Source organism: Stenotrophomonas sp. STEN083 (genome assembly GCF_056759195.1).
In genome coordinates this window covers 21818-34799 of sequence record NZ_JBRRCU010000003.1, presented here as the reverse complement: position 1 = coordinate 34799, position 12982 = coordinate 21818, and the positions used below count along the sequence as shown (strand labels likewise).

The 12982-nt window shown below is 63.5% G+C and carries 11 protein-coding genes; 3 read left to right on the top strand and 8 right to left on the bottom strand.

Going from position 1 to position 12982, the window contains the following annotated elements; translation table 11 throughout:
* Nucleotides 1-19: 19 nt before the first annotated feature.
* Genes ACVOK8_RS01625 through ACVOK8_RS01610 form a run of 4 tightly spaced genes read right to left on the bottom strand, consistent with a single transcriptional unit; the run spans nt 20 to nt 2031 of the window.
* On the bottom strand, nt 20-727 hold the full coding sequence (locus ACVOK8_RS01625; protein WP_481565272.1) for a PilW family protein: 708 nt from the start codon (nt 725-727) through the stop codon (nt 20-22).
* Nucleotides 724-1143, bottom strand: a complete 420-nt coding sequence (locus ACVOK8_RS01620; protein ID WP_481565271.1) for a hypothetical protein — start codon at nt 1141-1143, stop codon at nt 724-726. Before ACVOK8_RS01620 ends, ACVOK8_RS01625 begins: the two co-directional genes overlap by 4 nt.
* Entirely contained in the window at nt 1127-1627 is a 501-nt protein-coding gene (locus ACVOK8_RS01615) for a pilus assembly FimT family protein (protein WP_481565270.1), read from the bottom strand. Before ACVOK8_RS01615 ends, ACVOK8_RS01620 begins: the two co-directional genes overlap by 17 nt.
* Nucleotides 1624-2031, bottom strand: coding sequence for a type IV pilin protein (locus ACVOK8_RS01610; protein WP_481565269.1), 408 nt, complete (start codon nt 2029-2031; stop codon nt 1624-1626). The genes ACVOK8_RS01615 and ACVOK8_RS01610 overlap by 4 nt, the downstream gene beginning before the upstream one ends.
* Before the next feature lie 187 nt (nt 2032-2218).
* Between ACVOK8_RS01610 and cutA the strand changes: the two genes are divergently transcribed.
* Genes cutA through ACVOK8_RS01595 form a run of 3 tightly spaced genes read left to right on the top strand, consistent with a single transcriptional unit; the run spans nt 2219 to nt 5496 of the window.
* Nucleotides 2219-2542 (top strand): divalent-cation tolerance protein CutA, encoded by a 324-nt coding sequence (gene cutA, locus ACVOK8_RS01605; protein ID WP_481565268.1) that lies wholly within the window; start codon nt 2219-2221, stop codon nt 2540-2542.
* A 3-nt stretch (nt 2543-2545) separates the two neighbouring features.
* The gene (locus tag ACVOK8_RS01600; protein WP_481565267.1) at nt 2546-4906 is read left to right on the top strand and encodes a protein-disulfide reductase DsbD family protein; all 2361 of its coding nucleotides are present in this window, start codon (nt 2546-2548) and stop codon (nt 4904-4906) included.
* On the top strand, nt 4906-5496 hold the full coding sequence (locus ACVOK8_RS01595; protein WP_481565266.1) for a TlpA family protein disulfide reductase: 591 nt from the start codon (nt 4906-4908) through the stop codon (nt 5494-5496). The genes ACVOK8_RS01600 and ACVOK8_RS01595 overlap by 1 nt, the downstream gene beginning before the upstream one ends.
* Before the next feature lie 412 nt (nt 5497-5908).
* Here the strand turns inward: ACVOK8_RS01595 and ACVOK8_RS01590 are convergent, their stop codons facing one another.
* The 4 genes from ACVOK8_RS01590 to xylA form a co-directional block, all read right to left on the bottom strand.
* On the bottom strand, nt 5909-7471 hold the full coding sequence (locus tag ACVOK8_RS01590) for a sodium/sugar symporter (RefSeq protein ID WP_481565265.1): 1563 nt from the start codon (nt 7469-7471) through the stop codon (nt 5909-5911).
* 119 nt (nt 7472-7590) lie between these two features.
* Nucleotides 7591-10167: a glycoside hydrolase family 3 protein gene (locus ACVOK8_RS01585; RefSeq protein ID WP_481565264.1), complete on the bottom strand. Its 2577-nt coding sequence runs from the start codon at nt 10165-10167 to the stop codon at nt 7591-7593.
* A gap of 2 nt (nt 10168-10169) precedes the next feature.
* A complete protein-coding gene (locus ACVOK8_RS01580; RefSeq protein WP_481565263.1) occupies nt 10170-11579 on the bottom strand; it encodes a sugar porter family MFS transporter in 1410 nt (469 codons plus the stop codon).
* 41 nt (nt 11580-11620) lie between these two features.
* Complete coding sequence (gene xylA, locus ACVOK8_RS01575; RefSeq protein WP_481565262.1) at nt 11621-12955, bottom strand: xylose isomerase; 1335 nt, start codon at nt 12953-12955, stop codon at nt 11621-11623.
* Nucleotides 12956-12982: the final 27 nt, after the last annotated feature.

Here is a 12982-nt window from a genome sequence, read left to right as displayed (position 1 = left end):
CGTACACGCTCCTTATGCATCAGCTGGTCACTGCAAGATTGGGCAGGCAGGCCACGAACAGGTGGCCGCTGGCATCACTGCGCTCCAACGCCAATTGCTGCCCGACCGCTGCAGTTGGCGAGGTACTGAAATCCTGCTGCATGTAAGGCAGGCATTTACGCTCGCCCTTGAGCGTAAACACGTAGCCTGGCGCCAAGCTCATCGCGCCGACTTCCTGCTCACCCGAGGCGAAGGCACTTCCGTCCTTCTGCATGGGAGTGAAGAACGCCGCGCTGCCCGCAAGCAGGCGCTGCTCGTTGTTTTTCCATGTGATTGCCTGGGCATCGCTGCAGGCTTTGGGGGTGAAGCGGTACAGGCCTTCACCGTCGACCAGACGCAGCCCCGAGCAGACGTAGGCGCTGGCGCTGAGCTCGGCCTTGTAGCGCCAGACCAGCTCCTTGCCCACCTCGCGCACGTACAGTTTGCTGTTCAAACTGTCAGCTGCTGGCACGCCGAAGCCAGCACTCTGCAACTCCATCTGCGCCGACAACAACGCCGCCGACACCTGGCCATCGCGCAATGCCGATCGCGAGGCGTTGCTGGAAACTTCCACCATGGTTTTGTACAGCGTCATCATCGCGGCAATGGTGATCAGCGAAATAACCAGGCCCACCATCATGCTGATCAGGCTCTGCCCGCGCTGCTGCTGGCGGCCCATCCTGGAGGAGGTGTACGTGTGCATGTTCATTGCCTCGTGGACACCAGGAGATCGGGGTCGTTCTCGCTGCCACCCTTGCTACCGATGTCACTGGCAGTAACTGTCAGGTCTACCCGTTGCGGTGCATCCACCGTGCGTGCCACGCCGGCCATGGCCATCGTGGCCGTTGCCGGCTCGCAACTGACTCCAGCACTTTTCGTAGCACCGTTGGGCAGGCTGATTTCCAGTGTGGCGCTACCGCATAGACCCACACCTTGGCCATGCAGGCTGTCGCGCAGACGCTCGACCATCAGGTTTTCCACCTTGGAATCGCGCTGGCTGTTCATCACGTTGGCAACTACATGGGCCAAACCGGCACCGATGATGCTGGTGATCAACACCCCGACCAGGGCCTCGATCATTATGTCGCCGCGCTGGCGGCGTGGTGGGTCAAAGCAGATCGACATAGAGCGGATCCTGGCTGTTCATGCCGATGGCGATACGCGAATGGGTGATACCACTGCTGCAGCTGGCCGCGTCTGGCAGGCGTTGGCCCCGGTTGTCGAACGCCACACAGGACAACAGATCGGCCGAGGCCTGAAGTTCGTCGGCATCGGCGTAGTCGCTGGCGCCGGTCAGCCGATAGTCTCCACCACGCGGCAACTCGCCCTGCCACAGCACCTCTTTGCCATCGCCGCGCATTACCTGCAGGTTCCGCTCACTGCGCTGCAGACGCGCCGAGGTCGCCGCGCCGGTGACCTGTTCCGGGTTGCGTAATGCCAACGAACGGGTCTGCGATACCGCTTCCCAGAACAGGTTGCGCGCCTGCATCTGCCGGTTGCTGTCTATCCACTGTCGCGCGAACGGCATGCCTGCCAGCGCCAACACCGCCATTACTGCCAGGGTCACCATCAATTCGACCAGTGAAAAACCCGTGGCGCGCCGGCTCATGGCCAGTCACTCACGCCAGCACAGCTGCCAGAAACCGTGCGGCCATTGCCGGAATCGAGCTTCAAGGTGCAACCACTGGCCTTGCCCAACGCGCTGCCGGCAACGGCCTTCAACTCGTAGCCGCCGCTGCTGGCGGTGTAGCTATACGTGAACTGGCCGGCCTTGGTCCCCGCGCTCCAACCCTTCTTGGCTGCTGCGTCGCTGGTCGGGTAGCCCAGGGTGCGCTGGCGGTGGTTTTCAACCGTGCTGGACAACGCCATCAAATCGCTCTGCGCTGTACGGATCTTGGCCCGTAATGCGTAGTCGGAGTACAGCGGTATGGCGATGGCCGCCAGGATGGCAATGATCGCCACGACGATCATCAGCTCGATCAGCGTGAAGCCTCGATTGTTGCGTTGTTGCATACGCCCCCCTGTAGAGCCTTGCGAACAGGTGCATCCGTTGTGGAATGGCACTACGTAAGAATTGGTCTTCGTATTTCGCCAGATGAAAAACAGGTGAAACTGTGATCGACCGCAATATACAATTGATGACAACGATGTCAACACTTCCATCCGAAAACGCCTCAAGCGCTTCTGCCACAATGGCCGGATGGACGTAAGACTGGTCTTCTGCACCTGCCCCGACGATCAAACCGCGCAGGCATTGGCTCACCACTTGGTAGAGCAGCGTTTGGCTGCCTGCGTGAACTTGTTGCCTGCGATGCGGTCTGTGTACCGCTGGCAGGAGCAGATTGAACAAGCTGAAGAGATTCAGCTTGTTATAAAAACCTGTGCTGATCGGTTGGATGCGTTGAGCGCCGCGATCAAGCTGCACCACCCCTATGAATTGCCGGAGATCGTGGCGATCTCCCCCAGCGCCGGCTTGCCTGCGTATCTGGACTGGATCCGGGCGCAGACCCGGGAGGAAACATAATTAATGATGCTGTTGCGACAATTTGCCGCTTTCTGCCTGCTTTCCCTGGCCGCCCTGCCGGCGCTGGCCATCAATGAAAAGGATCTGCTACCGGTAGACCAGGCCTTTGCTCTGCGCGCCGAGGCCCCCAGCCGCGACCGTATCGAGCTGCGCTGGGACATCGCCCCGGGTTATTACCTGTACCACCACCGCACCAGCGTCAAAGCCGGCCCCGGCTTCAGCGCCGGTGCGCTGCAGATGCCGCAGGGCGAGAAGAAGCACGACGAATTCTTCGGCGATGTGGAGACCTACCACCGCCAGCTGCGTTCGATCCTGCCGGGCACCGCTGACGCGGGCGCCACCAGCGTCACCCTCGAAGTCCGCTACCAGGGCTGTGCCGATGCCGGCGTGTGCTACCCGCCGCAAAAGCGCAACGTCGAAGTAAGACTGCCCGCAGCAAGCGGCGCCGCGCCCGCGGCTGCAGCCGCTGCACCGTCTTCCGCACCCATCTTCAACCCGCTGGCCGGCAACAACGGCGGCGGCCTCAGCCTACCCGGCGCCCCTGCCGTGCAAGGCCTGCCACTTCCCTCGGAAAAAGCCTTCGGCTTCGAGGCCATCGTCGACAACGGCAACCGTCTGCTGCTGCGCTTCTCGCCGGCGCCGGGTTATTACCTGTACCGCGACCGCACCTCGCTGGCGCTGGAAGGCGCCGATGGCGTGCGCGCCGGCCGTCCACAATGGCCGGCTGGCAAGCCGTACCGCGACGAACATTTCGGCAACGTCGTGGTCTATTTCGACCAGGTCGATGTGCCGCTGCCGTTGCGCCGCGACAAGCCTGACGCCACCCCGGCCACCTTGGTTGTCACCTTCCAGGGCTGCCAGACCGACGGTATCTGCTATCCGCCGATGACCCGCCGGGTGCGACTGTCGCTGCCTGCCGGCAAGGTATCGTCAAAGGAAAAAGAAGAGCTGGCAGTCGCGCCGTTGGTGATCCAGCCGCTGCCTGCGGGCAAAAAGGGCGAAGTTCCGCCGATGCCGCTGATCGACCCAGCCAACCCGCCGGCGCCACAGCCGCTGGTGGTGCGTCCGGCTGCCGAGGCCGCCAGCCTGGCCGAGGCCGCGCCGGATGCATCGGCCGACAACACCCGCCGCAGCCAGCCACCGGCCGATACCGCCGGCGATGGCTCGTTGTTGTGGATTCTGCTGCTGGCGCTGGCCGGTGGCCTGATCCTCAATCTGATGCCCTGCGTCCTGCCCATCCTGTCGCTGAAGGTGCTGGGTGTTGCACAGAGTGGCGAGAGCCGCCAGCGCGCGCGCAGCCACGCACTTTGGTATACGGCAGGCGTGCTGGTTGCGTTTGCCGCGATTGGTGGCCTGGTGCTGGCACTGCGCGCAGCCGGCCAGGCGGCCGGCTGGGGCTTCCAGTTGCAGCACCCGTGGTTCATCGCCGCGCTGGTGTACCTGATGTTCGTCGTTGGCCTGAGCCTGTCCGGGCTGTTCACCCTGGGCGGCAATGCCGGCCAACTGGGCCAGAGCCTCGCCAGTCGCAGCGGCCCCAGCGGTGATTTTTTCACCGGCGTGCTCGCCTGCGTGGTCGCCAGCCCCTGCATCGCGCCGTTCATGGGCCCGGCCTTGGCCTACGCCTTCACCGCACCGCCGGCCTTGGCACTGCTTGTGTTCTTGGCATTGGGGCTGGGTCTGGCACTGCCGTTCCTGCTGATCGGTTTTGTGCCGGCACTGGCAGAACGCCTGCCCAAGCCGGGCGCGTGGATGGAAACCTTCAAGCACGTGATGGCCTTCCCGATGTACCTCACCGCCATCTGGCTGCTGTGGGTGCTGGGCAAGCAGCGCGGCATCGATGCAATGGGCCTGATGCTGATCGGCCTGACCTTGTTGGCACTGGGCCTGTGGTGGTTTGAGCGCAGCCGCTGGCATAGCCGCAAAATCGGCATGGTGCTGGGCGCGGTGATCGCGCTGCTGGCTTTGGTGCCGGTATGGGGTGTGACCCGGCTACCGCCGCCGGGCGCTGCCGTCGCAAGCGCAGGCACGGTGGCTTATTCGCCGCAGATGCTGGACCGCCTGCGCGCCGACAACCGTGTCGTGTTCGTCAACATGACTGCGGACTGGTGCGTCACCTGCAAGGCCAATGAACGCAATGTGCTGGACCGGGACAAGTTCCGCGACACGTTGAAGCGGGTCAACGCGGTGTACATGCGCGGTGACTGGACCAATGTGGATCCGCAGATCAGCGCCTTCCTCGACCAGCACAAGGCTGTCGGCGTGCCGCTGTACGTGGTCTACGGCCCGGGCGCACCGCCGCGCGTGCTGCCGACCGTGCTTACCCAGGCGACCGCCGAAGAAGCGCTGCTGCGCGCGGCGCGCTGATGCGCCGCGCCGTGTGGTGGGTGGCAGGTATCGCAGCAGCGGCCGGACTGTCGGCCGGTGCATGGCTGAGCCGCCCCACCACACCGCCATTGCCATCGATGAGCACGCCTTCGGCACCACTGAAATCGGCGACGCCGGTGCAGGGTGTGCGTGTTGGTGAGTTGATGCCTTCGTTCACCCTGCCCGACCTTGATGGCATGCCGGTGAAGTTCCCGGACCGTTTCAAGGGCAAGCCGCTGTTGATCAATGTATGGGCGAGCTGGTGCGCGCCGTGCATCGAGGAGATGCCGGAGTTGGCGCGGTTCGCCGCGCGTCATGCCGATACTGGACCGCAGGTGGTTGGATTGGCCTTGGATACACCGGAAGCGGTGTTGGATTTTCTCGGCAACGTGCCGGTGTACTACCCAATCGTTATCGAGACGCCGGGGCCGCAGGATGCCAGCGTCAAGCTGGGCAATTCGCAGGGGCTGCTGCCTTACAGTGTATTGGTTGATGCGCAAGGGCGCGTGCTCAAGCAGAAGCTTGGGCCGTTCAAGGCCGGCGAGATAGATGCGTGGGTGGCAGGTGTGGAGCCTGAAGCGGCGGAGTAAATCTGCAAGCCTTGGATTGATGGCACGAGTAAGCGTAGCGCCCTCGGGGTTTGGTCTGCGCCAAGAGCCAAGAGCTCCCCCTCATCCGCCCCTTCGGGGCACCTTCTCCCGCAAGCGGGAGAAGGGAATGCACTCCGCTCGTATTCTGCTGCAACTGACGCCCCCCTTGCTCTTTACTGTCCCGCTAGTTCTCTGCTCTGCTTTGCTTTGCTTTGCTCCGCTCCGCTTTGCTTTGCTCCGCTTTGCTTTGCTTTGCTTCGCTCTACATCCCTTCTCCCGCCTGCGGGAGAAGGTGCCCCGAAGGGGCGGATGAGGGGAAGCTTTGAGCTTCTGTCTCTGGCTTCTACAAAGTGCTACGCACCTCACCCTCTCCCCAACCCCTCTCCCGGAGGGAGAGGGGCTCAAGCTCAGATCACCAGAACACCGCGTACAGCGCAATCAGGATGGCGATAACCGCCACCGAGCCAATGTTGAACACACCACCCGTGCGGTAATCCACATCACGGGTTTCGATGATGTCCTTCTCCGGCGCCGCCGGCGTCAGCAGTGAAATACCCACCGCCAAAGCCAATGCCAACAGGAACACCAGGCCAACGCGATCGATGAACGGCAATCCCGGCCAAGCCAGCTTCAACACGATCGACAACACGAACGAACCAATCGCCGCCGACAGTGCACCAGCCTCATTGGCACGCTTCCAGAACAGGCCCAGCATGAAGATCACTACGATCCCCGGGGTGAAGAAGCCGGTGTATTCCTGGATGTACTGGAAGGCCTGGTCGAAGCTACCCAGCAGCGGCTTGGCGGTAAGAATACCCAACACCACTGCCACCACCGCCGCGATGCGGCCGACACGCACCAGCTTGGTCTGATCCACCTCGGGATTGCGCTTGGCATAGAAATCCAAAGTGAAAATCGTCGCCACCGAATTGATCTTCGAGGCAAGCGAGGCAACGATGGCCGCCACCAAGGCGGCAAACACCAGGCCGAGCACACCGGTAGGCAGCATCCGCATCATCGTCGGGTAGGCCTGGTCGGGCTTGTCCAGATTCGGCGCCAGCATCACCGCGGCGATACCCGGCAATACCACGATCACCGGCATCAACAGCTTCAGGAACGCAGCAAACAACACGCCCTTCTGTGCCTCGCCAATACTCTTGGCCGCCAGCGCACGCTGGATGATGTACTGGTTGAAGCCCCAGTAGCTGATGTTCATGATCCACAGCCCGCCCAGCAGCACGCTCAAGCCCGGCAGATCCTTGTAGAAGGGGTTGTCCTTGCTCAGGATCATTTCAAAGTGATCCGGCTGCGCCTGCCACAGCTTGTTGAAGCCGGCGACGATGCCCGCGCCATCACCAAGCTGGTTCAAGGTCAGCCCGGTGACGAAGAGACCGCCCAGCACCAGCAAGGTCACCTGCACGATATCGGTCAGTGCCACTGCCTTGAGTCCACCGTACAGCTGGTACAGCAGCGCAAACACGCCGATCAGCACCACCGCAGTCATCTGGTCGATGCCGGTGACCTGGTTGACCGCTACCGCACCCAGCCACAGGATCGAGGTGACGTTGACGAACACATACAGGCCCAGCCAGAACACCGCCATCACCGTGCGGATGCGCGCGCCGTAACGCTGCTCGAGGAACTGCGGCATGGTGTAGATGCCGTTACGCAGGAACACCGGCAAAAACCACTTGCCGACGATCAACAAGGTCAGCGCCGCCATCCATTCATACGACGCCACCGCCAGACCAATCGCATAGCCCGAGCCGGACATGCCGATGATCTGCTCGGCGGAAATATTCGCCGCGATCAAGGAGGCGCCAATCGCCCACCACGGCAACGACTTGCTGGCCAGGAAGTAATCCTTGGCGTCCTTGCTGTGCCCGGCTTTCTCCCGCGACACCCATTGCGCAAGGACGAAGATACCGGCCAGGTAGACCAATACGATTGCGATATCCAACGTACCCAAACCCATTCCACTACTCCCTGTTGTGCACCGACCGGGCCGTCATCCCTGCGCCCTTTCGCTACCGACCCCAACGGGCCAAATCATCAGGTGCGCCGGCACCCTCCCGTACCGGCGCATTCGCTGTCTCAGCGTGTTGCGCAGTCTACGTTTACCTCGGCCTCGCCGGCAGCGCCAAGGGCGATGCGTGATACCGAAATATCCGTAGCAGCAGCGGTTTCCAACTCGGTTGTACGTTGGATTTTTGACAGATCCGCACCCGCGGCGGCGAAACATTTGAGTGGCACGCCAACACTTACCCACTTGCCAGCCGGAATGGCCGACAAGCTGGATTGCAGGTCGACCTTGGCCGCGCAACCCGCACCGCAACCCACGCTCACCGTCAGCGGTGCCGATACCGCGCTGTCACGGCGCAAGGTGAGTTGCAGCTGCACGTCACCATTGCTCTCGCGGGTGACGTCGATCGGTGTGGCTGCAATCAAGGCGAACTTTGCCAGCGCCGTGCCCGACCACTGCAGGCGGCGTGCATCTTCCTGCGCCTTATGATCGACCGCGGTCATCTTCAAGCTGCCGTCAGCCAGCACGGTTGGCACGGTGGTGGCCGGCATGTCCGGCTGCGATGCACTGGACAGCTGCAGCGACAGACCCAGCGACGGGCGGCCCTTGGCGAAATACACGCCGCTGCCGGCCTGCTCACCGGTCACGCCGGAGTCTTCCGGCAGCGCTGCCACATCTCCCTTGTCGGCGTAGCTCAGGCCGTGGCCGAATTTGTACAGCGGGTTGTGACCCGGCTTGTTGACCGCCGAGTCAATCGCGGTGCGCGGCCAGGAGAAGCTGAGCTTGCCCTTGAAGTCGTGGTTGACGCTGCCATCGGCCTTTCGCAGCAGCACATCGGCGATACCCGCGCCTTCCGAACCCGGCAACCAGGCCGCGACGAAGGCGTCGGAAGCATTGATCTCGCGGTTCATCCACAGCGGACGACCGCTGATGAACACCGCCACCACCGGAATGCCTTCGCTCTTCAGGCGCTTGAGCAGTTCCAGGTCGGCATCGTTGCCCGGCTTGTACAGCAGGTTGGGGATGTCACCCTGGAATTCGGCATAAGGCTCTTCGCCGAACACCACCACCGCGACATCCGGCTTGGCCTTGTACTTGCCATCGACCGCCAGCTCGGCGCTGCCACCAGCAGCACTGACTTCACGCTGCAGGCCTTCCCAGATGGTGTCGGCATTGGGGAAGTCGGCACGTGTCGTGCCGGTGCCCTGCCAGTTCAAGGTCCAGCCACCGGCCTGCTTGCCGATGTTGTCGGCGCCATCACCGGCCACCAGCACCTTCTGGTCGGCGCGCAGCGGCAGGATGCCGTTGTTGTTCTTCAGCAACACCAGCGATTCGCGCACGGCCTGACGGGCGACCGCACGATGCTCGGCTGCACCCAGCAATTCAAACTTGCCGCCCAACGCACGCGCCGAAGGCTTGGGCGCATCGAACAGGTTCATGCGGAACTTCACCCGCAGCACGCGACGCACGGCATCATCCAGGCGCTCGGTCGAGAGCTTGCCCGACTTCACCGCCGCAACGGTGGACTCGTACATGCCCTTCCAGCTATCGGTGGCCATCGCCATGTCCAGGCCAGCGTCGTAGGTGGCGGGGCAATCGGTGGTGCTGCATCCGGGAATCTGGCCGTGGCCATTCCAGTCGCCGACCACGAAGCCGCCGTAGTTCATGCGGCCCTTCAGCACGTCGGTCAGCAGCGGCTTGTGACCGTGCATTTTGACCCCGTGGAAGCTGTTGAACGAAGCCATCACCGACTGTGCACCGGCCTTGATGGCGGTGACGTAACCGGCGCTGTGGACATCGCGCAGCTCGGCCTCGCTGACCGCGGTATCGCCCTGGTCCTTGCCGTCGGTGGTGCCGCCGTCGCCGACGAAATGCTTGACCGACACCATCACGTGCTTGTCGTCGAGGAAGTCCGGCGCGCCGACCTTGCCCTGCAGGCCTTCGACCATCGCCGCGGCGAACTCGGCCACCAGCTGCGGGTTCTCCGAGTAACCTTCATAGGCGCGGCCCCAGCGCACGTCCTGCGGCACCGCCACGGTCGGCGCGAACGCCCACTCCATGCCAGTGGCGCGGGTTTCGGCGGCGGTGATCTGGCCGATGCGGCGCTGCAGTTCAACGTTGCGGGTTGCGCCCAGACCAACGTTGTGCGGGAACAGCGTCGCGCCCACCACATTGCTCTGGCCGTGCATGGCATCGATACCGAACAGCAGCGGAATCGCCTTGCCGCCACCGCTGGTATCCATCGACGCGGCCCAGAAATCATCGGCCACCTGCAGCCAATCCTTTGCCGGTGCGTTGTACTTGCCACCCGGGTCGGAGCTGCCACCGGCCAGGATCGAGCCCAGCCGGTACTTGCGCACGTCGTCCGGGGTGATGCTGGCCAGGTCGCCCTGCACCAGCTGGCCAACCTTCTCCTCCAGCGTCATCGTCGCCAGCAGATCGTTGACGCGCTTTTCCAGCGCCGGGTCTTCCGCCAGCGGCCATTCCACCACCGGCCACTGTTCCGGATGGATGGTGCCGTCGTATGCGGCATCGGCCGTGGTCGCCTGCGGTGCAGCCTTGTCGCCGCTGTTGCAGCCGGCCAGCACCGCGATAGCCACTGCCAGCGCGCCAACCAGGGCAGCGCGGCGTGTCGAAAACGTCATCATCGTCAACCCTCCATCTGCTCGAGCGAACGACCCTTGGTCTCACGCACGAACTTGATAACAAAGAACACCGAGATCACCGCCGACACCAGGTAGATGCTGTACGTCGATGCCAGACCAATACCGGCCAGCAGCATCGGGAAGGTCACCGTGACGATGAAGTTCGCCGTCCACTGCGCCGCACCGGCAACCGCCAGCGCCGAACCGCGGATCTGGTTGGGGAACATCTCGCCCAGCATCACCCACATCACCGGGCCCCAGGACACGTTGAAAAACACCACATAGGCATTGGCCGCGACCAGCGCCAACGTGCCCATGTGACCGGGCAGCTGCAGGTGGCCTTCCACCATCGAACCACTGGCGAAGGCGTAGACCACCAGCGCCAGCGATACCGCCATGCCGCTGGAGCCGATCCACAGCAGCGGCTTGCGGCCGATCTTGTCGATCAGCAGCACGGTGACGATGCAGGCACCGATGCTGAGCGCGCCGGACAACACATTGATCAGTAGCGCATCGCTCTCGGAGAAGCCCACCGCCTGCCACAGCACCGCGCCGTAATAGAACACCACGTTGATGCCGACCAGCTGCTGGAACACCGCAAGGCCAATGCCCACCCAGACGATCGGGCGGATCTTGCGGGTGGCTTTGTCGACCAGATCCGACAGCTGCGGGCGGTGGTGGTCCTGCGACAACGACGCGTCGATCTCGCCCAGCGTGGCCTGCGCCTGCTCGGCACCGAACAGGCGGGTCAGCACGGCCAGTGCTTCGTCCTTGCGGCGCTTGACCACCAGGAAGCGCGGGCTTTCCGGGATGAACAACAACAGCAGCAGGAACAGCAGCGACGGGATCGCCTGCATCCAGAACATCCAGCGCCATGCGGCCTGGCCGGCCCACAGCGGCTCGGTCGAGGCGCCAGCGGCCTTGGCCAGCAGGTAGTTGCTGAGAAAGGCGATGAACAGGCCGGAGATGATCGCGATCTGCTGCACCGTGGCCAGCCGACCGCGATAGCGCGCCGGTGCAACCTCGGCGATATAGGCCGGCGACATCACGCTGGCCGCACCCACCGCGAACCCACCGACCACGCGCGCAGCGATGAACACCAGCGAGCTGTGTGCACCGCCGGCACCCAAGGCCGACAGCAGGAACAACACCGCCGAGATGATCAACACCGAGCGCCGCCCCAGCCGATCGGCCAGGCGGCCGGCGAAGAACGCGCCGATCGCACAGCCCAGCAGCATTGACGCCACTTCAAAGCCCAGCTGCGCCTCGGTGGAACCGAAGGCCTGCTTCAAGCCATCAACGGTGCCGTTGATCACGCCACTGTCGAAGCCGAACAGGAACCCGCCTATCGTCGCCACCACGCTGATCAATACGATCAGCGCGGTGTTTTCCTTGTTTGCTGCTGACTGCCCCATCCCCTCACCCTCTCTGTCTGGTTATGTCGTCGGCCTGGTGCTCAGCGCAGCAGGTATTGGTTGAGCAGGTTCTCGTAGCGCTCCTGCTTGCCGCTGGCCTGCACCGGTTCGCCGTTGCCGGCCGCGAGCTTGGCCAGCTCGGCCAGGCCCAGCTTGCCGCTGGCGAAGTCCTTGCCGGCGCCGGCATCGAAGCTGGCGTAGCGCTGTGCACGCCACTGTTCCCAGGGCGAGTCATTGAGCAGGCCGTGGGCCACTTCCAGACCGCGTGCGAACGCATCCATGCCACCGATGTGGGCAATGAACAGGTCTTCCATGTCGGTGGATTCGCGGCGCGGCTTGGCATCGAAGTTCAGGCCGCCGACCAGGCCGCCCTGGCGCAGCACCACCAGCATCGCGCCGACGGTGTCGTACAGGTCGGTCGGGAACTGGTCGGTGTCCCAGCCGTTCTGCGCGTTGCCACGGTTGGCATCGATGCTGCCGAGCAGGCCGTGATCGGAGGCGACCTGCAGGTCGTGCTCGAAGGTGTGGCCGGACAGCGTGGCGTGGTTGGCCTCGATGTTGAGCATGAAGTCGTCCTGCAGGCCATTGGCCTTGAGGAAGCCGGCGACGGTTGCCGAGTCGAAATCGTACTGGTGCTTCATCGGCTCCATTGGCTTGGGTTCGATGAAGAACTTGCCGGTGAAGCCGATGCTGCGGCCGTAGTCGCGCGCGGCGCTGAGGAAGCGTGCGAAGTGCTCAAGCTCGCGCTTCATGTTGGTGTTGTGCAGGCTGGCATACCCTTCGCGGCCACCCCAGAACACGAAGTGCTCGCCGCCCAGTTCAACCGTGGCTTCCAGCGCGGCCTTGACCTGCACCGCGGCGCGGCTGACCACGTTGAAATCCGGGTTGGTCGCCGCGCCGTTCATGTAGCGCGGGTGCGAGAACAGGTTGGCAGTGCCCCACAGCAGCTTGGTGCCGGTGGCCTGCTGGCGTTGCTTGGCCAGCGCCACCACGTGCTTGAGATTTTTTTCGTAGGTACCGATGTCATCGGCGTCCGGCGCCATGTCGACGTCATGGAAGCAGTAGTACGGCACACCGAGCTTGGTGAAGAACTCGAACGCCGCATCGACCTTGGCCTCGGCGGTTGCCATGGCATCGCCCTTCTCCCACGGGAAGCGGCGCGTGCCCGGGCCGAACGGATCGGCACCGGCGTTGCAGAAGGTGTGCCAGTAGCAGGCAGCGAAGCGCAGGTGCTCGCGCATGCTCTTGCCACCGACCAGCTTGTCCGCGTCATAGACCTTGAACGCCAAGGGGTTGTCCGAGTCGCGACCCTCGAACGGGATCTGGCCGATGCCGGGGAAATACTCGGTGGCGCCGATGAAGGGCTGCTTGCTCATGGTGCGAATTCCTGTGTCGACAAACTA